Here is a 23,036-nt window from a genome sequence, read left to right as displayed (position 1 = left end):
ATCATTTATACCTAGTGAAAAACTAGGTATAAATTTTTCCTTCAATTTAAATTTTTCATCAAAGTTTCTAAAAAGTTTCCAAATATTTTTATACTTCCATTGTTTTAAATTTTAATATGGAGTAAAAATAAATGGAAAGAAGATTGTTTTTAAAAGGTTCAGCTTTAGGTTCTATGGTGGCTTTTTTTGCAAGTTCAAATTTAAGTGCTGCTATGCTTAAGGATAAGGATTTGCTAGGTTTTAAAGCTGTTAGTGCAAGCACGCAAGATAAAGTTATAGTACCACAAGGTTATGAAGCAAAGGTTTTAATTTCTTGGGGTGATCCACTTTTTAGTAAAGCAAAACCTTATGATGAAAGTAAAATCATCGATATGAATGCAGTTAAAAATGCTCATTTGGTTTTTGGAGATAACGATGATGGTATGAGTTTTTTTCCACTTTCAAAAAATAGAGGAATTTTAGCCGTTAATAATGAATATATAAATCCTGAAATCATGTTTAATCATCATGGTAAAAATTTAAGCAAAGAAGATATTTTATATGAGCAAGCCAGTGTGGGTGTGAGTATCTTAGAAATCGAAAAAAAGGGTGATGATTGGACTGTGGTTTTAGACTCTAAGTATAACCGCAGAATCGATGCAAACACTAAAATGCAAGTAAGTGGAGCAGCTAAAAAAGAAGTTTTAAAAAATGAAAAATTTGTTCATGGAACTTTTGCAAATTGTGCAAATGGACAAACACCTTGGGGAACTTATATCACCTGTGAAGAAAATTTTGACGATTTTTTTGGAAGTTCAGACGAAAATCTAGAATTTAATGACTCTCTTAAACGCTACGGATTTAACAAAACTAGTCTTTATGGATGGGAAAAATTTGATGAAAGATTTGATTTAGCTAAAAATATCAATGAAGCCAATCGTTTTGGTTGGATAGTGGAAATCAATCCTTTTGATGCAAAAAGCACACCTGTTAAAAGAACTTCTTTAGGGCGTTTTAAACATGAAAATGCAGAAATTATCGTAGAAAAAGATGGTTCTGTTATAGTTTATATGGGTGATGATGAGATGAATGAATTTATTTATAAATTTGTTAGCAAACGCAAATACAAAAAAGGTACTGATACAAGTAAAATTTTAGATGAAGGTACTTTGTATGTAGGACAGTTTAATGGCAAGGTGGGAGATTTTAAAGGACAGGGAAAATGGATAGCTTTAGAATATGGCAAAAACAGCTTAGATGAAAAAAATGGTTTTAAGTCTCAAGCTCAAGTACTCATCAATACGCGTCTTGCTGCAAGCATTGTAGGTGCAACTCCTATGGATAGATGTGAATGGATAGCAAGCCATAAACAAAGTGGTTCTAAAGAGGTATTTGCAACACTAACGAACAACAAAAATCGCCAAGAACCTAATACAGCAAATCCAAGGACTAAAAATGTTTATGGACAAATTTTAAAATGGATGCCAAAAAATTCTCATAAAGACGATGATTTTACTTGGGAAATTTTTGCTCTTGCTGGAAATCCTGATAACCAACAAGGCTTATATAAAGGCTCAAATAATATTACAAGTGAAAATAAATTCAATTCTCCTGATGGACTTAAATTTGATAGAGATGGAAGACTTTGGATACAAACAGATGGATCTTATTCTAATAAAGATGAATACGAAGGTATGGGAAATAACTGCATGCTAGCAGCAAATCCAAAAACAGGGGAAATCAGACGCTTTTTAACAGGGCCTATTGCTTGTGAATTAACAGGGATTGCTTTTAGTGAGGATTATACTACAATGTTTGTAGGCATACAACATCCAGGAGAAGGTTTAAAAGGTAGTACTTTTCCTTATGGAAAAACACCAAGATCGAGTGTAATAATGATAAGAAAACTTGATGGTGGAGTGATAGGAAGCTAATAAATTCCAAGCTTAAGGCTTGGAATTTAATTACTGCATTAGTAATTACCAGTTTTTAAATATTTTATAATAGCTTCGCTAGCACGATAGGCTAAAGCATTTAAGGTTAAGGTAGGGTTGTAGCCTGGATTATGTGGAAAATTTCCTGCACCTATGACAAAAAGATTATTAACATCCCAATGTTGTAAATAAGGATTAACTACACTTATGTTTTTATCTGTATCCATTATAGTTCCGCCAGCAATATGTGTAGAAATATACCAACCATTTGAAACTACTCCATAATCTCCTAATTTTGGCGAAGTGTAAATATTTTGCGCTCCCATTTCTTGCATGATACTTTTTAGTTTTGGAAGCATAAAATTATAAAGATTTTTATCTTGCTTGGTAAAATTATAGGTTACGCGGATAAGCGGTAGTTCATAAGCATCTTTATAAGTTGGATCAAGGGATAAATAATTACCCATATAAGGAATAGATGCACCCTGAGCTCCAATATAAGTAAATCGAGTATAATTATAAATAGAAGCTTTTTTAAATTCGGCTCCCCATGAAGGTGTGTTAGGTTCTGTAGGGTTTGAAGCTATAGGACGAGTCCCGTTTTGAGAAAGTCTAAAGCTTGCTCCATGAATAAAATCAAGTTTGGAATGATCGAAATTATCCCCATTAAAATCATCTATCCAATTGCAAAGTGCCCCAGCTCCAAGATAAGAATTAAATGGATCTTTGAAAAAACCATTAACACTAGGTGTGATTTGATAACTATAATTTTTTCCTAAAGTTCCTTTGCCTGTTTTTGGATTATAAATTTCGCCTATATTAGAAACCATTAAAAGTTTAGCATTGTTGCAAACATAAGAGCCTAGCATAACCACTTCTGCAGGTTGTATGAATTCTCCCAAAGTTAAAGTATTAACAAATCTTACTCCTGTAGCCTTACTATCTTTATGCAAAATTTCTAACACATTAGCATAAGTTTTAATATCTAAATTTTTTGTTGCTAAAGCTGAAGGTATAGTTGTTACTATAGGAGAAGCTTTTGCACCATATTCACAGCCAAAATGCTCACAAAAAGCACAATATTGACATGCTCCTAAACTTTGTTTATCGGGATTTGTATAAGTTTGAGATGAGTTTGAAGCAGGAACCATACATGGATGATATCCAAGTTTTTAGCCGCTTCTCCAAATTTTTTAAGTATAGTAGTTTTTTCCAAAGGTGGATTAGGATAAGGATTGCTTCTTTTTCCTGAGAAAGGACTTTTATCTTCTCCAGAAACCCCATCATTTTTCAGCTTTGTCGTAGTAAGGTTCCATTTCATCATAGTTTACACCCCAATCTTGAATAGTGTATTCTTTAGAAACTTTATTTTTGCCATATTTTTCTTCTGTTAAAGATTTTATTTGAAAGTCATAAGGTAGAAAACGATAACTCATACCATTCCAATGAACTCCTGCTCCACCAACATTATTACCGACATCAAAAGCATAATTTTTTCTCATTGGCAAAGCAATTTCATTATCATTATTCCTAACACATATACTTTCTTTACTTAAATCTTGTTTCATTGCAGCATTATTTACATATTTATATTCATCGTGTGCGCCCAAAAAATCAGAAGTATCTTGATATCCACCCCTTTCTAAGGTGACAACTTTAAGTCCTGCTTTAGCGCACTCATTTGCAACAATAGACGAACTCCAACCTAAACCTATAACAACAACATCTGTTTTTTAAGTATTTTTGCCATTTGTATTCCTTTAATGCGACATATCAGCCAAAGAAATAGGCTCTATCACTTCAAATTTATCTCCATCTAAAACTTGAGCTGTGTAAGTCATTTGTGCCCCTGGAAATTTTTTCATACGCCAAGCTTGTATATTTGCATTGCCACTATAAATTGGATCAGCATAAACTCCTGCTATAGTTATGTTTCTTAATTCTGTGAAAAAATCACTCGCCTTTATCTTATCTTCAAAAGAAACCTTGGTTTTATCTTGCTCAAAAGCTCTTAAGACTTCATCTTTTTGATTTGCGCTAAGCTCTACAAAGCCTTTTTTATAACGAAGTTTTACTTCTTCATCTAAAGCATTAATTCCCATTTTAAAAAGTTCAGCTCTAGTTAAAGGATATTGATAACCTTGATTTTTCTTTCCTTGTATAAAAGGTCCAAAGCGATAATTTTTTGCTCCACTTCCGTAATTTCCTGCAAGTTCATTATCTATAAAAATAGCTACACCTAATTTTTTAGCACCTGGTCCTAAATCATCTTTGGGAAAAATTCTTTCTACTGCTTCACTCAGAATATCAAGTTGTGCAGAATTATTAAAAAAATTCTAGCACGATAATTTTGAGTAGAATTCAAATTGTTTTGATTGTGCGTATGAGCAAAAACCATACTTGGTGCGTTAGCACCTACTAAAGCAAACAAAGATGAGGCTTTAAGAAAATTTCTGTGACTTTGTTTTTTGTCCTTATTTTTTCCTTCCTTATTTTTTTAACATAAATAAGTTATAGCTTTTAATATAAAAATATTAATTTAAAAAAATAATATTTTTGTATTTTTTTAAATATATAATTATGTAACAAAATTAAATATAATTTAAATTATATTTAATAATATTTTAAAACATTATGAAAAAATATTTTATATTTTTAAGGAGTGTTGATATAAAGATTTAGGCTAGGAATTCTAGCCTACAATAAGAAAAAATCAATGCAAGCTTTCTATATAAGCCATAGCACTTAATGCAGCTACAGCTCCATCACCTGCAGCACAAATCACTTGCTTAGGTGCATCTTTTCTAAGATCTCCTGCGGCAAAAAGTCCAGCAACACTAGTTTGCATTTTAAGATCAACACTTACTTGCCCACCTTCTTCCATATTGCATAAAAACTTACCATCGTCTTGTTTTAAAATTTCATTTCTTACATTAAGACCAACAAAAGTAAAAATTCCTGGAACATTTAAATCTCTAATACTACCATCTTTTAATTTTACTTTTACACCAGTAACACCCATTTTATCACCATATACTTCATCTACACTTGCACTAGTAATGAGTTCTATTTTTTCATTTTTCTTAACTTTTTCTACTGTAGATGGAGCTGCTCTAAACTCATCTCTGCGGTGGATAAGATAAACCTTAGAACAAATATTTGCTAGATATAAAGCTTCTTCTAAAGCCGTATCTCCACCACCTAAAACTGCAACTTCTTTATTTTTATAAAAAAATCCATCACAAGTTGCACAAGTACTTACACCTTTTCCAAAAAATTCATCTTCGCCTTTAAAACCTGCTCTTTTTGGAGCCGAGCCTGTGCAAACTATCACAGCTTTAGCAAGTTCTGTTTTGCCACCTTCTAATTTGATGGTAAAACTTCCATCACTATTTTTTAAAATTTGCTCTACTCCAACCATTTCATGTTTTAAACCAAAACGCATACATTGTTCATTCCAAGGAGCCATAAAAGAAATTCCATCCATAACTTGGGCTACACCTGGATAATTTTCTATTTCAGAACTTGAGGTAATTTGTCCACCAGGCATACCTTTTTCAAACATTACTACATTCTTAAGACCACCTCTAGTTGCATAAAGTCCGGCACTAAGTCCAGCAGGACCTCCACCTATGATTGCTACATCTAACATTTACATTTCCTTTATATTGAATTTTATTATTAATAATGATATAAAAATTATTCTTAATAGTAGTTAATAAAAATTATTATTTAGTATAAATTTGAAATTTTTAAGAAGAAGGCTAGTTATACTAGCCTTTAGTTTATAGTAAAGAGTTTAGTTTATCGCTAATTGCTTGTTTAGATTGTGCACCAACGAGTTGATCTACAACTTCACCATTTTTAAAGAAAATAAGTGTAGGAATAGAGCGAACACCAAATTCAGCTGCTAAATCACCTTGTTCATCTGTATTTACTTTGCAAATTTTAGCTTTACCATCGAAGTCATTTGCAAGTTCATCAATAACTGGAGCAAGCATTCTACAAGGTCCGCACCATGGAGCCCAAAAATCAACTAAAGCTACACCTTCTTTTGCTTGAGCAAAATTATCACTTGTTAATTCAATATATTTTCCCATAATTTTTCCTTTCTTTAATTTTTGTCTAATTGTATTTTATTTTTTTAAATATCAGCTTAAAAACTTATATTTTCGCAAAATTGTATCACATCATTTTTAATGCAAATCAGATCAATCTGAAAATCCGATGAAATTCCATTTTTAAGATGATAAAATTCTATAGTTTTTAAAATTTTTTCAAGTTTTTTTCTATCCAAACGCTCGGAAACTTCATAATCATCTTGAGTAAATTTAACCTCTATAAAATGTAAAATTTCATCTTTTTTGGCTATTATATCGATTTCTCCAAATTTAGAATGGAAATTTCTTTTTAAAATTTCAAAGCCCTGTTTTTTTAAAAATTTACAAGCCTTATCTTCACCTAAAATTCCATCTAAATAAGCTTTTAAACCCATTATTCTATACGCATCATAAAAGGTTTGGTTTTTATAAAATCTTGTTTGCGTAAAATTTCAAGCAAATTTTGTATGCTTTTTTCATAAGTTAAATGTGTAGTAAAAAACAAAGTGCTGTAATTTTCATCATTTTTTTTAGGTTTTTGTAAAAAACTATCGATAGAAATATTATTTTCACTCATCAATTGTGTGATTTTAGATAAAACTCCTATTTTATCTTCAACTTTCACCCTTAAATAATATTTTGTATAAATTTCATCTTTGCTTAAAAGCTTGTATTCTAAAGTATTCACAAAACCAAGCATTGGTGCTTTTACCTGATCTCTTGCTATATCCATAAGATCTGAAATTACAGCACTTGCAGTAGCCTCTCCTCCTGCTCCTGCTCCATAATACAAACTTTCACCTAGCAAATCTCCATTAATGCTTATAGCATTCATCACTCCATCAACTTTTGCAAGCATTTTTTCTTTATCTATCATAGTAGGATGCACTCTTAATTCTACTTTATTTTCACGCACCTTAGCTATACCTAAAAGTTTTATGGTAAATTCAAACTCATTAGCAAAATACATATCTTCAGGTGCAATTTCGCTAATACCCTCGATCAAAATATCTTCAGGTTTAGCTTTAAGATTATAAGCGATACTTGATAAAACAAGCAGTTTATGTGCTGCATCTTGCCCTTCTATGTCAAAAGTTGGATCAGCTTCTGCGTAACCTAAATTTTGAGCTATTTGTAAGGCTTGTTCAAAACTCATATTTTTTTGACTCATAGAACTTAAAATATAATTACTCGTACCATTTAAAATCCCTTTGATAGCCAAAATATTATTTGCACTTAAACCTTCTTTTAAAACCTTGATAATAGGAATTCCTCCAGCCACACTTGCTTCATAACCAAAAGCTAAATTTTTAGCCAAATTTTCAAGTTCATAACGATGATAAGCAAGCATAGCTTTATTTGCAGTAACAACAGCTTTTTTCTTTTTTAAAATTTCACTCACTATTTTAAAAGCTTCATCCACCCCACCCATTAATTCTACAAAAACATCTACATCAGCATTTAAAATTTCTACAACGCTATGAGTAATTGGAATTAAAGCATTTTTTTTAGGACTTCTAGCAAGAGCGATCACAGGAGTTATGCTTTGCCCACATCTTGCACGAATAAGTTTATCATTTTCTAAAAGAAATTTAACCACCGCACTTCCAACAGTGCCATAACCAAGAATCGCTACTTTCATAACTTACTCTTTTAAATATTTTTTGATATTACGTGCAGCTTGGCGTATGCGATTTTCATTTTCAATTAAAGCAATTCTTACATACTTATCACCTGCTTCGCCAAAACCTACTCCAGGACTTACTGCAACACTAGCACGCTGTAAAAGTTGCTTTGAAAATTCTAAACTTTTTAAATGTCTTTTGCTTTCAGGGAGTTTTGCCCAAACAAACATACTTGCTCTTGGTTTTTGAAGTTTCCAGCCTGCATTTTCAAAAGCTTCAAGTAAAATGTGCATTCTTTTATCATAAGTTGCACGGATTTCATCTACACAAGTTTGATCTCCATCTAAAGCTATGGTAGCTGCTACTTGAATAGGTGTGTACATACCATAATCAAACCAAGATTTTATTTTTTTAAGCGCACTGACTAAGCGTTTATTTCCTACTACAAAACCCACGCGCCAGCCTGCCATATTGTAAGATTTTGAAAGAGTGTAAGTTTCTACCGCTACATCTTTTGCGCCTTCAATTTCCAAAATAGAAGGAGTTTTATAGTCATCATAAGTTAAATCTGCATAAGCAATATCTGAAATAATATAAAATCTTTCTTTTTTTGCCGTTGCTATCAATCTTTCATAAAAACTTTTCTCACAAGTTACTGTTGTTGGATTATGCGGGAAATTAACAACGACATATTTTGGACGCGGGATGCTTTCATTTAAAGTTTTATGTAAATTTTCAAAAAATTGATTTTCATCAAGCTCAAATTTTTCATTATAAGCTAAAGGCATTTTTGCTACATTACCTCCTGCTATAATAAAAGCTTGAGTATGTATAGGATAAGCAGGAGTAGGTACAATAGCAACATCTCCAGGATTTATAATCGCTCTTGCAAGATTTACAAAACCTTCTTTTGAACCCATGGTAGCTACAACTTCATTTTCAGGATTTAGATTAACATTATATTTTCTTTTATACCAATTACAAATTGCTAAACGAAGTTTATAAATCCCCATGGATGTAGAATATCCTGAGGTTTTATCTTTGTTAGCACTTTCACAAAGTTTATCTATAATGTGTTGTGGAGTTTTACCATCGGGATTTCCCATTGAAAAGTCGATGATATCCTCTCCAGCACGTCTTGCTGCCATTTTTATCGCATTTACTTCTGCGAAAACATAATTTGGAAGTCTTTCTATGGTATTAAAACGGATTTCATCAAACATTTCTTAATCCTTTATTTTTTAAGTGTGATTTTTAAACCCCTGCGTATATTATCTAAACTATACATATCGCTTACAATAGCATATATAGCACCATTTGGAATAAGTTCTGAAAAATGATTATTTTTATTTTCGCTTTTTACTGCTTTAATTAGATTCAGATTTTTATCTAAAAAGAAGATTTTAGGAAACCAATTGTCTAAATCATTTGCATCAATAATCAAATTTGTAGCATTTTTTAAATCAAGCACATAGTCTTTAAGGGGTTTTTCTAATGATTTTGGAGTATTTAAATTAACATTTGTATTGGTTTTTAATACAGCATTGGAAAAATTTAAATCATATTCATAATCATATGTCCCAATGCGCTTAATATTATCTATATAGACAGAATTTTCTTTTAAGAGATTGTAAAGCGTTCCAGGATCTAAAACATATTGAGATTCTACTTGTATGGTATAGTCAATATTTCCTTCTCTTAAAATCAAATCTGTGGGGATAAAATATATGTATCCAGCATCTGTTAAAACATCAGATAAAATTTTAAAAAACATAACTTCATCAGCTTTTGCTTTAAAATTTAATCTTAGACTTTGAGGATTTGATAGTGTTAAGGCGATTAAAGAATTGGTTTTTAATATTTGAGATATTTTTGCAATATCGCAATTTCCATTATTATCTATGTAAGAATTATTTGAAAATAATAATTCTAGTTGAGAATTTTTACTAGGATTGTTTACTAAATTTTTTGCCAAATCAAAACTTGAGATTGCAAAAGATATATTAACCCAAAGAGTAAGAATAATAATTTTTTTTACCATTCTTTACCTTTATTTAATTTTGCAAATTCAGCAGGTGAAATACTTGTAATTTTTCCATCTTTAATCAAGAAACGTTTTGAAATTCCTGCAGGAAATTTTTGTTCTTTATTTTCTTGATTAAACATTGTTAAAGCTGCAGCCCCTGTTAAAATTAACTGATCTTTATCTAAAGAAATGTTAAAATCTTTTTCTTTAACAAAGCTTGTTTTTTTAAGGTTTTTTAAATCTATCAAACCTATCCATATCTTGGAAGAAGTTTTAAAATGTGCTTCTTTTAAAGAATCAGTTTTTGGTGTATTTGTGTCTTCTTGGATTTGGGTATTTTTTTCTTCATCAAGTAGGGTTGTGTTATTTTCACTGATGTTATTTTCTATGCTTATGTTTTTATCATTTTCTTGTAATGAGATGTTTTGGCTTGGTAAAACGCTCTCTGTTTGATTTGTTTCTTGTGCTTTATTGTTGTCTATAACAACAACATTGTTTCCACCTAAAGATTTTAAATTTTCTTGTGCTTGTCCTATGATATCTATAACTGTTGCGCTAGTATTATTTTGTTCATCTTTGAAAAAAGTTTTAAGTGTATCAAAATAATAAATTCCACTTCCTATAATCACTAAAACAATAAGAACAATCAAAAAAGGCCAAGCGTTAGAGGATTTTTGACTATAAGCATCTAGTTTTGGGGTTATCATTTTTGATTTTGTTTGTGGAGTAGGATTGTTTTCGTTAAGATAAGCTTCATACTCTTCGTTAAAATCACTAAAGTCGAGTTCGTATTCTCTGCTTAAAATTTTAACAAAACCTTTAACATTAAAACGACTTAAAACAGCAAAATTCTTTTCTACTAAAGCTTCAAGAAAATCAAGTTCAATTTGCGTTTTTGCTGCAACTTCTTTTAAATTTAATTCTTGTATTTTTTTCCAATTAAGCATTTAACATCCTATCACAAAGTATTGCAAAAGCAGCGCTGACATTAAGACTATCAAAATTATTTTTCATCGCAATGCCTACACATTCATCGCATTTTTTTATAATTTTAGAGCTTAAACCAAAACCCTCACTACCCAAAACTAAAACTTTTTTACCATTGCTTATTTTTACACTGTGAATTTCTTTTCCCGAGCCATCGCTCGCATAAAAATAAAAACCTACTTGTTTTAGTTCGTTTATTACACTTAAAGCATCGTTGCTTATTGCAATAGGTAAATCAAGAGCCGCTCCGCTACTTGTGCGAATTACTCCTTCCATGGCTAATTTTTCACCAATAAAAATTAAAGCCCCAACCCCTAAAGCATAAGCTGTACGCGTGATAGCCCCTATATTTCCTACATCACTAATTCCATAAAGCATAACAATAAAATCATTTTTTTTGATCTCATTTAAATTTGCAAAAGAACTTTCTTTAATATCTAGCAAAAAACCTTGATGATTTCCACCTTTCGCATAAGCTTGAGCAGTTTTAAAATCAAGTTTTTTGATTTTAAAACCTGATTTTGCGATTTTGGAAAAAGTAGTTTTATCACATTCTTTTGCTAAATAAAGCTCATTGATACAGTCTTTATGATATTCTAAAATATAAAAAAATATTTGCTTCCCATAAACTATCATATTAAAATTTTACCTAATCTTGACTTAAAAGCAGTTTTTGATAAATTTCTTTTGCATTTTTTCCATTGATCTTTGATAATAATTTTGCTTTTGCTTTTAAAGGCAGCTCTAAATCCATAATATCTTTTTCACAAAGAGTATTTTGCAAAAAATTTTGTTCTTTTGATTGTAGTACTACAACCCATTCACCGTTTAAATTAGACTTTTTTAAAATTTCAAAAAGCTCTTTAGCATTGCCTTTAAATTTTTTTTCAAATTTTTTACTGATTTCTTTAATCAAAAAAATTTCTCTTTGGCTGTCTAGAATCATAATTTGTTCTACTAAAGATAAAATACGCTTAGGGGATTCGTAAATAATACTTGGATAAGGAAGATTTAAAATTTTTTCTATATCTTTTTGTCTTTCTTTGCCTTTATTTGCTAAAAAACCGATAAAGATAAATTCTTTTTGACAAAATGCCGAGCTTACAAGAGCAACTAAGGCTGCATTTGCACCTGGTAAAATTTCATAGGCGATATTATTTTCTTGTGCAAATTCTACCAAAGTCTTGCCAGGATCACTAATCCCTGGCATTCCTGCATCGCTTAAATAAGCTACATTTTTTTCAAATATCTTTAAATCAATACTTGCTAAAACTTCTTTTTCATTATGAGAGTGTAAGGCTATAAATTTAGAAATATGTATATCAGTGTGAAATTTCGCATTTAATAGTGAAATCAAAGACTTACTTACTCTTGTATCTTCACAAAACACAAGATTGCAAGTCTTTAAAAGTTCTAAGGCTCTAAAAGAAATATCGCTTAAATTTCCTATGGGGGTAGGAATAAAATAAAGCATAATTATTGCATTGCGTATTTTTTCTTAAATTTCTCTACACGACCTGCAGCATCTACAATTTTTTCACTACCTGTAAAAAAAGGATGGCAATTTGAACAAATATCTACTCTTAATTCTGCTTTGTTTGACTTTGTTGTAAAAGTATTTCCACAAGCACAACTTACTTTGCATTCTACATATTCTGGGTGAATTTCTTTTTTCATTAGTTTTCCTTAAAAATTAAAACAATAAGCCGTGATTATAAATTATTTAACATAAAAAAGAGATTAATTTAAGAAAAGTTAAAGCAAAATTTTTGAAGCTATAGCTATAATAGCTGTTTGACTTTTTAGAATATTAGAGCTTTTAAGAGAGATTTTCCGGTTAAACAATAATCTCTCATCATTGTTAAATCCACCTTCAGGACCTATAAAATATAATTCTTTTTCATCGAAATGACTTTGTTGTTCTCCTTGAAAATCAACCATAATTGCATTTGGAAATTTTTGAACAAATTCTTGAGTGCTTTGGTGGATAATTAAATCCATTTTAGTATTTCTACCGCATTGTTCACAAGAAGAAATAATGATTTTTTCAAATCTTTCTAAATCGATTTTAAAATTTCTTTGTGAAAAATTTGTAAAAACCAAATGTAACTTTTTTACTCCAAGTTCATTTAAGAAAGGTAGAGTTTTTTCTAAAATTTTAATATCTATAATGGCTAAGGCTAAGTTTAATTCACTTTGTTTTATATTTTGTGATTTTTTGTTTAAAAATTTTAAAGTGCAAGAATTTCTTGTTAAATTTGTGATTGTATAGTTGTAAAGAAAATTATCTTGTAAATTTCTAAGATTTAGCTCCGAATTTTCCTTTACTCTTCTTACTTTTAAATGGTTAAAGTTTTCACCTTGAAGTTGTATAAACTCTTCTCCAGCTTGCTTGTTATACAAAAATTGCATTTTATAGATATCTTTCTATTAAAAAAGGCAAAAACAATAAAAAAATTTCAAAAGGTAAAATCAAACAACTAATCCATCTAAAAGTGGCATATTTTCTAAATCTTCTTGCTTTTTTAAAACAAACAAAGTGAAAAATTGCTAAGGCAAAAATTAAGATCCAAGAAAAAATCATTACCCAGATATTGACATTCATTTGAAATTGTTTCATTGCTGATAACAAACAACCTGTAAAAATAATCAAAGCTAAAAATAAATAATAAATTGGTAAAAATAATCGTATTCTGCGAATAAAAATGAATTCGGTTTTAAAATTTCCTTGTGTTAGTATAAGATAAAAAAGCATTAAAAAACCGCTCGCATAAAGACTATAAAGATGTAAAGCTAAAAAGAATTCGTAACTTTGATCCATTATTTTCCTTTGTTTATAAAATCAGCTAAATTTTGAATTTGTTCATCACTTAAAAAACTATGGTTTTTATCTTTTATCGTTTTTATTTTTTGTATAAAAATTTTATTGCTCAAGGTTTTAATGGCCGTGCTGTTTTTAGGTTTTAATTCCCCTTTTTCTCCATGACAAGTGGCGCATTTTTGTTTATATAAAGAGTTGATAATAGTAGGATTGGCTTCATGTTCATCATTTGAACTTTGTGCTTCATCATCTACAGGTAAAGGCAGGTTGGAGTCACTTAATTCTGTTTTTTCATCGTTTTGTTCTATTTGGACTACTTCTTGATCTGTATTTTGAGTCTTGGAAATATTTTTTTCATCATTAGAACAGGCAGATAAAACTAATAAAAAAAAACTTAAGGCAATTAAAATTTTAGCTTTTTGCATTAAATCTCCTTTGGATTTATAAAAATTTCTTCATTTTTTAATTTGTTATAAAAATCTATATCATTCCATTCTACTTTAATGCCATTGGAAAATTCTATGTCTTGAAGTGAAATTTTTGGCATTAGCTCACTATAGGCATCTTCTCTAAAACCTTGTGCATAGCCTGTTCTTGTTTCATGAACAATGATACTTTGTAAAGTCACTCCTTGTTCTCCATTTACCATTTTTGTTTGTTTTAATAAAGCATCTATAAGTATGAAAAATACACGACAAAAATTTTCAGCACTTACATTAACAGGCAGGCAAATCCAACGACTTGAATATTTTTTCATTTCTTCTAAATATTTTGCGTCATCATATTTAAAAAGAGTTATAGCATGATCAAAACTATCAATAATTTGGCGTATATAGGTTTTTAAAAGTCCAAAATCATAGACCATTCCAGCATTATCTAAATATTTGCTTTCAAGTAAAACTTCAACTTTGTAAGAATGTCCATGAATGCTACTTTTGCAACGCTTAGAAGAACAAAATCTAACAATGTGTGCGTTTTCAAATTCAAATAATTTTCTTATAATCATACACCCTCTTTATCGTTCCAAAGACGAATATGAATTCTATCAGAATAATTATAACCATTCTTAATACAAAATTCAGCAATTTTTTGAGCATTTTTTTTAAGGTTTTGCTCATTTTCACCCATAGGCATACAAAAAATTTGATTTGGAGCTTCTTTTAGAATTTCATTGATTTCTAAAAATGAATTATCAAGGGTATTGGCATCTAAAACAAATTTATAAAAACTATCTTTTGCGTAATTTTTAAATGCTTTTAAAGCTTTAAAATTTAATCGTTTATCTTTTTTTATCCCACTATTTTGGAGTTTAACGCTTAAAGCAAAAATACATTCTTTGTAAAAAGGATATCTATCAAAATCAATTTCTATACTTCCATTGCTTTCAAAGTGTATTTCAAATTTATTTTTTAATAACATTTGGATAAATTTTATAAATTCAGGATTTTCATAATGGATTAATGGCTCTCCACCTGTGATAACAACTATAGGATCAAAGTCTTGTTTTAATTTTATCACTCTTTTTAAAAGTTCATTAGCATTTAAAGTTTCATAACTTTCTTTAAAATCTTTTGTGAAAACAGCTCTTATCGTGTCACATCCAATGAGAGTTTTATCGTTTTTTGATATTTTTACATTAAAACCTAAACAGTTGAAATTGCAACCAGCAAAACGCATAAAAATAGCTAATTTTCCATTATATTTGCCTTCTCCTTGAATGCTTAAGAAACTTTCAACAAGTTGCAAAATTAACCTCCAGTTTGATAAAAAGCACGAGATGAGGTTTCATTATCAACAACACTCCATTTATTTTTTTCTGGTTTATTTCTTAATACTTCTTGTAATATTTCTACAGCGGCTTTAATATCACCTTTTCGAACCGCTTCTTTTATGCTTAATGCTTCATCAAAATAAAGGCAAGGTATTAACAAGCCTTCAGCACTTAAGCGTATGCGATTGCAAGAATCGCAAAATTCATGGCTATGAGGATCTATAATTCCAAATTCATAATCATCTGCCTTGTAAATACTCACAGGTGCTTTTTCATCTTTTTTTATAAGTTGAATTTGATATTTTTGACTCAAAATTTGTATAATTTCATCTCTTTTTAATCCTTGTAATTTACCATAAGCATGAGTATTTTCCATAAATTCTATAAAGCGAATTTGAGCTTTTTTTGATTTTGCAAATTCCAAAAGAGATATCAGTTCATCATCGTTTAAATTTTTAAGAGCTACAGTATTAAGTTTTACTTTCAAATCTAGATTTAAAGCTTCATCAATTCCAGATAAAACACTATCTAATATATCTTTTTGCGCAAGAGTTTTTGCTTTTTTGTGATCTAGGGTATCAAGTGAAATATTAAGTCGTTTAAGTCCAGCATTTTTTAGGTCTTTAGCAAAGTCTTTTAGTAAAAATCCATTTGTAGTTATAGCAAGGTCAATATCGCTTTTATAATCGCTAATCATTTTTATAAAAATACTTAAATCTTTTCTTAATAAAGGTTCTCCACCTGTTATACGGATTTTTTCAATTCCTTCGTCTATAGCTGCTTTAACAAATAAAAAAAGTTCTTCGAAGCTTAATAAATTTTCTTTTGGCTGATAATCGAAAGGAATTTTTGGCATACAATAAAGGCAGCGAAAGTTACATCTTTGTGTAACTGAAATTCTAAGATAATTTATCTTTCTACCGAATTGATCTATAAGCATTTATTTTCCATTCTATTTTATTAATTTCTTAAATTTTAAGACAAGTTCTACATTTCCAGTGCCAATGCGTAAATCTTTAGCGATTTGTTCTATGCTTTTTCCTTCTTTGAAAAGATTTTCTATTTTTTGTTCTTCTGTATCGTAATTTGGTGTAAGTTTAGCCATGCTTTGTGCTTTTTGTTCCAAATTTAAAAGACGATTTTGTTGTTCATTTTGAAAATCTTCTATGATATGTTCCATAGTTTTTAGTGTTCTTAAAACAGGAGTGATTTTTGAACTGATTTGTTTATCAAGTTCAATCATAATTTCTTCTTTTAAAAGAGAGGTTTTATAGTCTTCATCCTCTTCGCTATCATCTTTAACTCCTAATTCTTTACGAAAATAATGAAGTTCTTTGGTAATATCTTCTATCACATTTTGAAGTTTTGCTATTTTTGCATTATTTTCTCTTTCTTTGATATTCATATAGGCTAGCATTGCAATTAAAAGCACAATTATAAAAACTAAATAAAGTACATCATCACTCATTCTTGGCCTTTCTTATTTCTTATCATATTTCTTTGAATTTCAACAACAAAAGCATCAAAAGCCATTTTGTCTTCAGGCTTAATTTTGATAATTTTTGCCAATGTTTGACTTTGAGCTTTGATAAAAATAGCTATTTTTTGATTATTTAAATCAAATCTTAAATAATATTCTTTATCTTCTTCTAAAATAGTATCCAAAAAATTTAGATATTCAAAATTTAAAGATTCTATTACCCCTTTTTGCTTAAGCGGTATAAGTTCTTTATTTTTATCTAAAGAATTTTCAAGCCTTAAAATATCTTCTTTTAGGCTTAAAAGAAGATCAAAAATAATTTTTTCACCCTCATCAAAATCAATGCGTAAAGCAAGTTTTTTCCATTTTAAAATTTGAGAAATTGCTCCAAGTTTTAGGTATTCTCCAAGAAAACGGTTATTTTCTATTTCACAACATTCTAAATGAGCTTCAAATCCTGCTTTAAAAAGTGCTAATTCCATAATAAATCAATCCAAATAAAAATAAAAAAGATAATACTTAAATAACCATTTAGAGTAAAAAATGCTCTATCAATATGAGCAAAATTCTTGTGAACAATTTTATGTTCCAAGGCTAAAATAATACCGCTTATAATTACCCCAATAAGTGCTATTTTTCCAAGTGCTACACCCCAAACTTCCCACACAAAAAGAAGCCAAAATAATACCGCTAAAATATGGCAAAAAGCTGATATAAATAAAGTAGCCTTTGAACCAAATTTAGCAGGAATAGAGTGAAGTCCTATTTTTTTATCATACTCCATATCTTGTAAAGAATAAAGCAGATCAAACCCAGCTGTCCAAAAAGTTACACCTAAACATAAAATAACGCTATAAATGTGAATTTCACCCATAATTATAACACTTCCTGCAATAGGCGCAAGTCCTAAACAAAATCCTAAAACTAAATGTGCTAAAGAACTAAAGCGCTTAAAAGCTGAATAAATAGCCAATACCAAAAGCACAGGAAAAGACAAATAAAAGGCCAAGGTATTAATAAAATAAGAACATGATATAAAAATAAGTGCATTAATAATGATAAAAATCCATACGCTTTTTCTACCTATTTTTCCACTGACATTAGGGCGATTTGCACAACGAGGATTATCCTTATCTATATCTTCATCCATTAAACGATTTGTAGCCATGGCAAAATTTCTTGCACTTACCGCACAAATAATGCCTAAAATCAACGCCTTAAAACCAAACCAAGCAGTGTCATTTACAAGTTTTGATGCTACAATCATAGAGGAAAATAAAAAAGGCAAAGCAAAAATAGAATGCTTAAATACTACAAGTTCTAAAATATCTTTAAATTTTATCCAGAATGTGTTCATTTTTCTACTTTAAAATATTTTTTGCTATGATTTTACTAAAATTTTTATAAATTTTAGGATAAATATTAAAATGTTTTTTGAAATAGCATTAATAGGAACAACTGCGAGTGGAAAAACATACATAGCCAATACTTTAGCAAGAGAATTTAATGCTGTTGTTTTAAGTCTTGATAGTCTTTGTGTTTATAAAGAGATTAATATAGCAAGTGCCAAGCCTTCACAAGATGATCTTGCGAGTATAAAATACTTTGGGGTAAATTTATTGAGCGTGAATGAACATTTTAATGTTGAGTTATTCATAAGAGAATATCAAAAAGCAAAAGAATTTGCTTTAGCTAGAAATTTACCTCTAATTATAGTAGGTGGAACTGGATTTTATTTAAAAACTATGATAGATGGTTTAAGTGAAAAAACCTTAGAGTCAAAGAGTTCTTTAAATAACGATGAAATTTATGCTCTTTTATTAAATATTGATCCAAACTATAAAATAGAAAAAAATGATACTTATAGATTAAAAAAATGGCTGGGTATTTATGAACAAACAAGAGAAATTCCTAGTGAATTTTTAAAAAGAACACAAAAAACTGGGGTGCTTAAAGATATAGAAATTTATGAGCTTGCGTGGGATAAAGAAATTTTAAAAAAACGTATTAAAACTAGAACAAAAGAAATGCTTGATAATGGACTTTTAGATGAAGCAAAAATTCTTTTTTCTAAATTTGATCATAAACTTAAAGCATTAAATTCTATAGGTTTGAAAGAGTGTAAAGAATATTTAGATGGAGAAATTTCCTTTAAAGAGCTTGAAAATTTAATCACGATACATACTACACAACTTGCCAAAAGACAAAGAACTTTTAATAAAAAATTTCAAAGTAAAGCCTTGGAATTTGATAAAGCTTTAGCTACTTTAAGAATGAAATTTTCAATCGAAAAATAAATGTTCTATTAGAATTTTTACTCCTAGTATAATTAAAACCAATCCGCCTAAAAGTTCAGCTTTATTTTTAAGATAAATTCCAAATTTATTCCCTGTTTTTAGAGCAATGATACATAAAATGAAGGTGATAATACCTATTAAAAATATAGCTAATAATAAATTTACATTTAAAAATGCAAAACTCACACCAACTGCTAGTGCATCGATACTCGTAGCAATTGCTAAAGCTAGCATGGTTTTAAAGCCAAATTGATTGGCATTACTATCGCAATTTTCATTTTCCAATGACTCTTTGATCATTTTTAATCCTATTAAAGAAAGTAAAATAAAAGCTATCCAATGATCAATACTCGCAATAAAAGATGCAAAAGTTATGCCTATAAAATAACCAATAGTTGGCATCAAAGCTTGAAATCCACCAAAATAAATTCCAACAATAAGATAATGTTTTAAATGTAGTTTTTTAACACTAAAACCTTTGCATAGTGATACAGCAAAAGCATCCATTCCTAAAGCACAGGATAAAAAAATAAGACTATAAAAATCCATAATAAATCCTAAAATTTTATAAAAAATTGAAGATGAAATTATAATCAAACAAAGATAAAAATCACATAATTTTGATATATTTAATTAAATTTTAAGAAATAAATATATATAATTCAATTTCATTTTTATTTTTTACTCCTTAAAAGTGGCCCATTCGTCTAGCGGTTAGGACATCGCCCTTTCACGGCGGTAACACGAGTTCGAGTCTCGTATGGGTCACCACTTTTTAATTTTTCTTTTAAAATAACAATTTTTTCATTTTTTCTATTGAAATTTAATAAATATTAATAATTTATTTTGTAGAATACGAATAGCTTTTGATATAAGTCTATTATAGACTTATATCAAGGCTGGGCATTATTGAGCTGGTGTTTGCTCTTTTGTTTTTTTGTGAGTTTTAGCTTCATGTTTTTTATCAGCTTTAGCTTTTGAATGATGAGCTTTTGTATGTGTTTGATTTACATCGCTTGGAGTATTAGCTGCAAAAACATTAGCTGCGAAAGCACCTAGTAATGCTGAGATTAGTACAACTTTTTTCATATTTTCCTCCTTATGAATAATTTTTAGTTGCAAATTAATTGTAATTATTAAAAATCAACAAATAGATATTTTTGTAAAAATATTTCAAAAAAATATAATTTTTTATATATATTTAAATTATTATTAAAATATATTATAAATGTATCTTATTTTATTTAGGTTAAATAAATAGAAATTTTACCCACTAAGCTTTTAAGATATTTTTACTCTTTTTAATATTATTATGGTAATATTTTCAATATCAAACTAAAAATAAAGGAGAAATTATGTTTGAATTAAGAAAATTACCTTATGATACCAATGCTTTTGGTGATTTTTTGAGTGCTGAAACTTTTAGCTATCATCATGGAAAACATCACAATACTTATGTTACAAATCTAAATAATCTTATTAAAGATACTGAATTTGCAGGTAAAGATCTTGTAAGTATTATCAAAACTTCAAATGGGGGCGTATTTAATAACGCAGCTCAAGTTTATAATCATGATTTTTATTTTGATTGCATTAAGCCAAGTACAGGCTGTGGCTGTGGCGGTTCATGTCAAAGTATAGATGCTAATTTACAAGCGGCACTAGAAAAAGAATTTGGATCTTTAGAAAATTTCAAAGCTGAATTTATCAAAGGCGCTACAGGAGTTTTTGGTTCAGGATGGTTTTGGTTAGTTTATAATACTAAAAATCAAAAACTAGAATTTGTAGGTACTTCAAACGCAGCTACACCAATTACTGAAGATAAAGTTCCTTTACTTGTTGTAGATGTTTGGGAACATGCTTATTATGTAGATCATCGCAATGCACGCCCTGCTTATTTAGAAAAATTCTATGCTCATATTAACTGGGAATTTGTTGCAAAAGCTTACGAATGGGCTTTAAAAGAAGGCATGGGATCAGTTAGCTTTTATGCAAATGAACTTCACCCTGTAAAATAACTTTAATCCTTTTTGTGCTAGAATGGATTTTGACATTAAGTCAACATTCTACACAAAAAGGAGCAAAAATGGATAATTCTTTATCTGCATATACTCAAAAATATGACAAAGAAGGTTATGGACTTCAATATCCTGATGGTCATGTTATAAGATTTTACGAGAGAATCTTAAAATACAAACTAAGCAAAACAAGTGGAAAATTACTTGATTTTGGTTGTGGAAATGGAGTGCATTCTAAGTATTTTAAAAATATAACCGGGGGGGGGGTATAGAGCCTTATGGCATTGATATAGTTCCTAGTTTAAAAAAAGTTTGGGAAAAAGATCCTTGCTTAGATTCTAAAAATTTTCACATCATATCTCCTAATTCTAGCTTTAAAAAACTCTTCAATACAAAAATGGATTTTATATTTGCAAATCAAAGCTTATATTATCTTACAAAACAAGCTTTTAAAGAAGCTGTGCAAGAATTTTATGAACTATGCAATGAAGGAGCTATTATATTTGCAACCATGATGAGCGATAAAGGCTATAGTATGTATGAAAGAGGAGAACTTATGGATAATAGCTTGCGTGAAGTAAAAGGATGTCCAAGTGGTAGATTGAGTGGTTCTTCATATATACGCTTTACTAAAGACATAGAAGAATTAAAAGAAGATTTTAAACCTTTTAAACCTTTATTTTGGGGAGATTATGAATTAATTAATCTGTATAATTTTGAAGGCAGTGTGGAGCACTTTATTTATATAGGACAAAAGTAAGTGCTCTAGCACTTACTCTCCTAAGCTTGGAGTCATTTCGATAATCTTCCAAGGAAGTCCTTGAGAATTCAGCTCTTCCATAAAAGGCTTAGCGTCAAATTCTTCCATATTAAACACGCCTTTTCCTTGCCAAATTCCTTTAGCGATTAATTTCGTACCTATCATAGCAGGAACACCTGTAGTATAGCTCACAGCTTGCGCGCCAGTTTCTTTGTAACATTCTTCATGATTGCAAACATTATAAATATAAACTTGTTTGTCTTTTCCATCTTTTTTACCACGAATCACGCAACCTATATTGGTATAACCTTTAGTGCGTGGTCCTAAACTTGCAGGATCAGGAAGCAAGGTTTTTAAAAATTCTATAGGAATGATTTCTTTACCTTGGTGTATCACAGGTTTAATCCCTAGCATTCCAACATTTTCAAGACATTTCATGTGAGTTAAATAACTTTGTCCAAAAGTCATAAAAAAGCGTATTCTTTTTAAACCTTTGATATTTTTTACCAAGCTTTCAAGTTCTTCATGATAAAGCAAATAGCTATCTTTCACTCCTACTTCTGGATAATCCCACTCCATTTTTATTTCCATAGGCTGCGTTTCTATCCACTTGCCATTTTCCCAATAACGCCCTTTAGCAGAAACCTCACGCAGATTGATTTCAGGGTTAAAATTCGTCGCAAAAGCATAGCCATGATCACCTGCATTGCAATCTAAAATATCTATATAAGAAATTTCATCAAATAAATTTTGCTGCGCATAAGCACAAAAAACATTAGTTACACCAGGATCAAATCCACTTCCTAAAAGTCCTAAAATTCCTGCTTGTTTAAACTCATCATTTCTCGCCCATTGCTCTTTGTATTCAAATTTAGCTAAATCAGGATGTTCATAATTTGCCGTATCTATATAATCAATCCCTGCTTTTATACAAGCATCCATTAAACTCAAATCTTGATAAGGCAAAGCCACATTGAGTAAAATTTGTGCTTCTGTTTTCTTGATAAGTTCTACAACTGCATTGCTATCATCAGCATCAATTTGCGCCGTTTCAATTTGAACCCCTAAACGCTCTTTGATAAAAGCAGCGATTTCATCACATTTGCTTTTTGTTCTACTAGCTAAAGTGATTTTACTAAAAGTATCAGAATTCATTGCGCATTTTACAGTAGCCACACGACTTACCCCACCTGCGCCTATGATTAAAAGATTTTTCATGAAATTTGTCCTTAAAAGAT

The 23,036-nt window shown here is 29.6% G+C and carries 30 protein-coding genes and 1 tRNA gene; 6 read left to right on the top strand and 25 right to left on the bottom strand.

All coding sequences use genetic code 11. The annotated features are described in order from the left end of the window. Positions 1-131 precede the first annotated feature (131 nt). The gene (locus tag ELQ06_RS07205) at positions 132-1,913 is read left to right on the top strand and encodes a PhoX family phosphatase (RefSeq protein ID WP_134237497.1); all 1,782 of its coding nucleotides are present in this window, start codon (positions 132-134) and stop codon (positions 1,911-1,913) included. A gap of 38 nt (positions 1,914-1,951) precedes the next feature. Here ELQ06_RS07205 and ELQ06_RS07200 read toward each other — a convergent pair whose 3' ends face one another. The 22 genes from ELQ06_RS07200 to mqnP all read right to left on the bottom strand — a co-directional run bounded on the left by ELQ06_RS07200 (position 1,952) and on the right by mqnP (position 18,080). Next, a complete protein-coding gene (locus ELQ06_RS07200) occupies positions 1,952-3,064 on the bottom strand; it encodes a GMC family oxidoreductase (protein ID WP_225904062.1) in 1,113 nt (370 codons plus the stop codon). Between the two features lie 132 nt (positions 3,065-3,196). Beyond that, positions 3,197-3,523, bottom strand: coding sequence for a GMC family oxidoreductase (locus ELQ06_RS08990; RefSeq protein WP_243833227.1), 327 nt, complete (start codon positions 3,521-3,523; stop codon positions 3,197-3,199). 150 nt (positions 3,524-3,673) lie between these two features. After that, positions 3,674-4,216 (bottom strand): gluconate 2-dehydrogenase subunit 3 family protein, encoded by a 543-nt coding sequence (locus tag ELQ06_RS07195; protein WP_228583764.1) that lies wholly within the window; start codon positions 4,214-4,216, stop codon positions 3,674-3,676. 410 nt (positions 4,217-4,626) lie between these two features. Then, positions 4,627-5,565 carry a thioredoxin-disulfide reductase gene (gene trxB / locus ELQ06_RS07190; protein ID WP_052798022.1) on the bottom strand — a complete coding sequence of 313 codons (939 nt, stop codon included), beginning with the start codon at positions 5,563-5,565 and terminating at the stop codon, positions 4,627-4,629. Positions 5,566-5,698: 133 nt separating this feature from the next. Further along, the gene (trxA, locus tag ELQ06_RS07185; protein ID WP_002778629.1) at positions 5,699-6,013 is read right to left on the bottom strand and encodes a thioredoxin; all 315 of its coding nucleotides are present in this window, start codon (positions 6,011-6,013) and stop codon (positions 5,699-5,701) included. Positions 6,014-6,069: 56 nt separating this feature from the next. Beyond that, positions 6,070-6,408 (bottom strand): YraN family protein, encoded by a 339-nt coding sequence (locus ELQ06_RS07180; RefSeq protein WP_052798021.1) that lies wholly within the window; start codon positions 6,406-6,408, stop codon positions 6,070-6,072. After that, a complete protein-coding gene (locus ELQ06_RS07175) occupies positions 6,408-7,655 on the bottom strand; it encodes a homoserine dehydrogenase (protein ID WP_052782218.1) in 1,248 nt (415 codons plus the stop codon). Before ELQ06_RS07175 ends, ELQ06_RS07180 begins: the two co-directional genes overlap by 1 nt. A gap of 3 nt (positions 7,656-7,658) precedes the next feature. Next, positions 7,659-8,861, bottom strand: a complete 1,203-nt coding sequence (locus ELQ06_RS07170; RefSeq protein WP_052782219.1) for an LL-diaminopimelate aminotransferase — start codon at positions 8,859-8,861, stop codon at positions 7,659-7,661. Positions 8,862-8,872: 11 nt separating this feature from the next. After that, a complete protein-coding gene (locus ELQ06_RS07165) occupies positions 8,873-9,679 on the bottom strand; it encodes a hypothetical protein (protein WP_052782220.1) in 807 nt (268 codons plus the stop codon). Next, on the bottom strand, positions 9,673-10,611 hold the full coding sequence (locus ELQ06_RS07160) for a hypothetical protein (RefSeq protein WP_052798020.1): 939 nt from the start codon (positions 10,609-10,611) through the stop codon (positions 9,673-9,675). Before ELQ06_RS07160 ends, ELQ06_RS07165 begins: the two co-directional genes overlap by 7 nt. Next, positions 10,604-11,287: a 23S rRNA (guanosine(2251)-2'-O)-methyltransferase RlmB gene (gene rlmB / locus ELQ06_RS07155; RefSeq protein WP_052798019.1), complete on the bottom strand. Its 684-nt coding sequence runs from the start codon at positions 11,285-11,287 to the stop codon at positions 10,604-10,606. Before rlmB ends, ELQ06_RS07160 begins: the two co-directional genes overlap by 8 nt. Positions 11,288-11,300: 13 nt before the next feature. Next, on the bottom strand, positions 11,301-12,125 hold the full coding sequence (gene rsmI / locus ELQ06_RS07150; RefSeq protein WP_052798018.1) for a 16S rRNA (cytidine(1402)-2'-O)-methyltransferase: 825 nt from the start codon (positions 12,123-12,125) through the stop codon (positions 11,301-11,303). 2 nt (positions 12,126-12,127) lie between these two features. Further along, positions 12,128-12,328: a 50S ribosomal protein L31 gene (gene rpmE / locus ELQ06_RS07145; protein WP_002851603.1), complete on the bottom strand. Its 201-nt coding sequence runs from the start codon at positions 12,326-12,328 to the stop codon at positions 12,128-12,130. A 78-nt stretch (positions 12,329-12,406) separates the two neighbouring features. Next, positions 12,407-13,063, bottom strand: a complete 657-nt coding sequence (locus ELQ06_RS07140; RefSeq protein WP_002851903.1) for a 16S rRNA (uracil(1498)-N(3))-methyltransferase — start codon at positions 13,061-13,063, stop codon at positions 12,407-12,409. A gap of 1 nt (position 13,064) precedes the next feature. Beyond that, positions 13,065-13,472 carry a membrane protein gene (locus tag ELQ06_RS07135; RefSeq protein WP_002851635.1) on the bottom strand — a complete coding sequence of 136 codons (408 nt, stop codon included), beginning with the start codon at positions 13,470-13,472 and terminating at the stop codon, positions 13,065-13,067. After that, a complete protein-coding gene (locus tag ELQ06_RS07130; RefSeq protein ID WP_052798017.1) occupies positions 13,472-13,897 on the bottom strand; it encodes a cytochrome c in 426 nt (141 codons plus the stop codon). The genes ELQ06_RS07135 and ELQ06_RS07130 overlap by 1 nt, the downstream gene beginning before the upstream one ends. After that, a complete protein-coding gene (locus ELQ06_RS07125; protein WP_002851757.1) occupies positions 13,897-14,478 on the bottom strand; it encodes a 6-carboxytetrahydropterin synthase in 582 nt (193 codons plus the stop codon). The genes ELQ06_RS07130 and ELQ06_RS07125 overlap by 1 nt, the downstream gene beginning before the upstream one ends. Next, entirely contained in the window at positions 14,475-15,218 is a 744-nt protein-coding gene (locus ELQ06_RS07120) for a 7-carboxy-7-deazaguanine synthase QueE (protein ID WP_002866333.1), read from the bottom strand. The genes ELQ06_RS07125 and ELQ06_RS07120 overlap by 4 nt, the downstream gene beginning before the upstream one ends. Positions 15,219-15,220: 2 nt before the next feature. Next, positions 15,221-16,183 (bottom strand): GTP 3',8-cyclase MoaA, encoded by a 963-nt coding sequence (gene moaA, locus ELQ06_RS07115; protein ID WP_052798016.1) that lies wholly within the window; start codon positions 16,181-16,183, stop codon positions 15,221-15,223. 12 nt (positions 16,184-16,195) lie between these two features. Next, positions 16,196-16,711, bottom strand: coding sequence for a hypothetical protein (locus tag ELQ06_RS07110; RefSeq protein WP_002851715.1), 516 nt, complete (start codon positions 16,709-16,711; stop codon positions 16,196-16,198). Then, a complete protein-coding gene (locus ELQ06_RS07105; protein WP_002851641.1) occupies positions 16,708-17,205 on the bottom strand; it encodes a hypothetical protein in 498 nt (165 codons plus the stop codon). Before ELQ06_RS07105 ends, ELQ06_RS07110 begins: the two co-directional genes overlap by 4 nt. Continuing rightward, positions 17,196-18,080 (bottom strand): menaquinone biosynthesis prenyltransferase MqnP, encoded by an 885-nt coding sequence (gene mqnP / locus ELQ06_RS07100; RefSeq protein WP_002934845.1) that lies wholly within the window; start codon positions 18,078-18,080, stop codon positions 17,196-17,198. The genes ELQ06_RS07105 and mqnP overlap by 10 nt, the downstream gene beginning before the upstream one ends. Before the next feature lie 70 nt (positions 18,081-18,150). Here mqnP and miaA point away from each other — a divergent pair, with 70 nt between their 5' ends. Then, on the top strand, positions 18,151-19,020 hold the full coding sequence (gene miaA, locus ELQ06_RS07095; protein ID WP_002851982.1) for a tRNA (adenosine(37)-N6)-dimethylallyltransferase MiaA: 870 nt from the start codon (positions 18,151-18,153) through the stop codon (positions 19,018-19,020). On the opposite strand, the gene ELQ06_RS07090 is transcribed toward miaA, so the two are convergent. Next, entirely contained in the window at positions 19,006-19,569 is a 564-nt protein-coding gene (locus ELQ06_RS07090) for a manganese efflux pump MntP family protein (protein ID WP_002857544.1), read from the bottom strand. The genes miaA and ELQ06_RS07090 overlap by 15 nt on opposite strands. 147 nt (positions 19,570-19,716) lie before the next feature. Between ELQ06_RS07090 and ELQ06_RS07085 the strand changes: the two genes are divergently transcribed. Continuing rightward, positions 19,717-19,791 (top strand) — tRNA-Glu (locus tag ELQ06_RS07085). A gap of 135 nt (positions 19,792-19,926) precedes the next feature. Here ELQ06_RS07085 and ELQ06_RS07080 read toward each other — a convergent pair. Continuing rightward, entirely contained in the window at positions 19,927-20,109 is a 183-nt protein-coding gene (locus tag ELQ06_RS07080; protein ID WP_002851904.1) for a hypothetical protein, read from the bottom strand. Positions 20,110-20,375: 266 nt separating this feature from the next. Here ELQ06_RS07080 and sodB point away from each other — a divergent pair, with 266 nt between their 5' ends. The 3 genes from sodB (at position 20,376) to ELQ06_RS08980 (ending at position 21,798) form a co-directional block, all read left to right on the top strand. Continuing rightward, the gene (gene sodB, locus ELQ06_RS07075) at positions 20,376-21,038 is read left to right on the top strand and encodes a superoxide dismutase [Fe] (protein WP_002851662.1); all 663 of its coding nucleotides are present in this window, start codon (positions 20,376-20,378) and stop codon (positions 21,036-21,038) included. Between the two features lie 68 nt (positions 21,039-21,106). Further along, positions 21,107-21,310, top strand: coding sequence for a hypothetical protein (locus tag ELQ06_RS08985; RefSeq protein ID WP_002851823.1), 204 nt, complete (start codon positions 21,107-21,109; stop codon positions 21,308-21,310). Positions 21,311-21,435: 125 nt separating this feature from the next. Next, on the top strand, positions 21,436-21,798 hold the full coding sequence (locus ELQ06_RS08980; RefSeq protein WP_002851711.1) for a hypothetical protein: 363 nt from the start codon (positions 21,436-21,438) through the stop codon (positions 21,796-21,798). A 12-nt stretch (positions 21,799-21,810) separates the two neighbouring features. Here the strand turns inward: ELQ06_RS08980 and ELQ06_RS07060 are convergent, their stop codons facing one another. Then, positions 21,811-23,016, bottom strand: coding sequence for a saccharopine dehydrogenase family protein (locus ELQ06_RS07060; protein ID WP_002852026.1), 1,206 nt, complete (start codon positions 23,014-23,016; stop codon positions 21,811-21,813). Positions 23,017-23,036: the final 20 nt, after the last annotated feature.

The sequence above is a fragment of the Campylobacter sp. CH246 genome (assembly GCF_004378835.1).
Lineage (GTDB): Bacteria > Campylobacterota > Campylobacteria > Campylobacterales > Campylobacteraceae > Campylobacter_D > Campylobacter_D jejuni.
The sequence above is the reverse complement of the archived record's forward strand: the minus strand, read 5'-3'. Positions and strand labels throughout refer to the sequence as shown.

Excerpts from the sequence above, each read along its gene's own strand:
- ELQ06_RS07125 (WP_002851757.1), bottom strand. The coding sequence starts at position 14,478 with ATGATTATAAGAAAATTATTTGAATTTGAAAACGCACACATTGTTAGA.
- ELQ06_RS08980 (WP_002851711.1), top strand. The coding sequence starts at position 21,436 with ATGGATTTTATATTTGCAAATCAAAGCTTATATTATCTTACAAAACAA.
- rlmB (WP_052798019.1), bottom strand. The coding sequence starts at position 11,287 with ATGATAGTTTATGGGAAGCAAATATTTTTTTATATTTTAGAATATCAT.
- mqnP (WP_002934845.1), bottom strand. The coding sequence starts at position 18,080 with ATGAACACATTCTGGATAAAATTTAAAGATATTTTAGAACTTGTAGTA.
- ELQ06_RS08985 (WP_002851823.1), top strand. The coding sequence starts at position 21,107 with ATGGATAATTCTTTATCTGCATATACTCAAAAATATGACAAAGAAGGT.
- ELQ06_RS07135 (WP_002851635.1), bottom strand. The coding sequence starts at position 13,472 with ATGGATCAAAGTTACGAATTCTTTTTAGCTTTACATCTTTATAGTCTT.
- ELQ06_RS07060 (WP_002852026.1), bottom strand. The coding sequence starts at position 23,016 with ATGAAAAATCTTTTAATCATAGGCGCAGGTGGGGTAAGTCGTGTGGCT.
- ELQ06_RS07200 (WP_225904062.1), bottom strand. The coding sequence starts at position 3,064 with ATGGTTCCTGCTTCAAACTCATCTCAAACTTATACAAATCCCGATAAA.
- sodB (WP_002851662.1), top strand. The coding sequence starts at position 20,376 with ATGTTTGAATTAAGAAAATTACCTTATGATACCAATGCTTTTGGTGAT.
- ELQ06_RS07205 (WP_134237497.1), top strand. The coding sequence starts at position 132 with ATGGAAAGAAGATTGTTTTTAAAAGGTTCAGCTTTAGGTTCTATGGTG.
- ELQ06_RS07160 (WP_052798020.1), bottom strand. The coding sequence starts at position 10,611 with ATGCTTAATTGGAAAAAAATACAAGAATTAAATTTAAAAGAAGTTGCA.
- rsmI (WP_052798018.1), bottom strand. The coding sequence starts at position 12,125 with ATGCTTTATTTTATTCCTACCCCCATAGGAAATTTAAGCGATATTTCT.
- trxA (WP_002778629.1), bottom strand. The coding sequence starts at position 6,013 with ATGGGAAAATATATTGAATTAACAAGTGATAATTTTGCTCAAGCAAAA.
- ELQ06_RS07130 (WP_052798017.1), bottom strand. The coding sequence starts at position 13,897 with ATGCAAAAAGCTAAAATTTTAATTGCCTTAAGTTTTTTTTTATTAGTT.
- ELQ06_RS07180 (WP_052798021.1), bottom strand. The coding sequence starts at position 6,408 with ATGGGTTTAAAAGCTTATTTAGATGGAATTTTAGGTGAAGATAAGGCT.
- rpmE (WP_002851603.1), bottom strand. The coding sequence starts at position 12,328 with ATGAAAAAAGAAATTCACCCAGAATATGTAGAATGCAAAGTAAGTTGT.
- miaA (WP_002851982.1), top strand. The coding sequence starts at position 18,151 with ATGTTTTTTGAAATAGCATTAATAGGAACAACTGCGAGTGGAAAAACA.
- ELQ06_RS07080 (WP_002851904.1), bottom strand. The coding sequence starts at position 20,109 with ATGAAAAAAGTTGTACTAATCTCAGCATTACTAGGTGCTTTCGCAGCT.
- ELQ06_RS07090 (WP_002857544.1), bottom strand. The coding sequence starts at position 19,569 with ATGGATTTTTATAGTCTTATTTTTTTATCCTGTGCTTTAGGAATGGAT.
- ELQ06_RS07175 (WP_052782218.1), bottom strand. The coding sequence starts at position 7,655 with ATGAAAGTAGCGATTCTTGGTTATGGCACTGTTGGAAGTGCGGTGGTT.
- ELQ06_RS07140 (WP_002851903.1), bottom strand. The coding sequence starts at position 13,063 with ATGCAATTTTTGTATAACAAGCAAGCTGGAGAAGAGTTTATACAACTT.
- ELQ06_RS07105 (WP_002851641.1), bottom strand. The coding sequence starts at position 17,205 with ATGGAATTAGCACTTTTTAAAGCAGGATTTGAAGCTCATTTAGAATGT.
- ELQ06_RS07110 (WP_002851715.1), bottom strand. The coding sequence starts at position 16,711 with ATGAGTGATGATGTACTTTATTTAGTTTTTATAATTGTGCTTTTAATT.
- ELQ06_RS07170 (WP_052782219.1), bottom strand. The coding sequence starts at position 8,861 with ATGTTTGATGAAATCCGTTTTAATACCATAGAAAGACTTCCAAATTAT.
- trxB (WP_052798022.1), bottom strand. The coding sequence starts at position 5,565 with ATGTTAGATGTAGCAATCATAGGTGGAGGTCCTGCTGGACTTAGTGCC.
- moaA (WP_052798016.1), bottom strand. The coding sequence starts at position 16,183 with ATGCTTATAGATCAATTCGGTAGAAAGATAAATTATCTTAGAATTTCA.
- ELQ06_RS07165 (WP_052782220.1), bottom strand. The coding sequence starts at position 9,679 with ATGGTAAAAAAAATTATTATTCTTACTCTTTGGGTTAATATATCTTTT.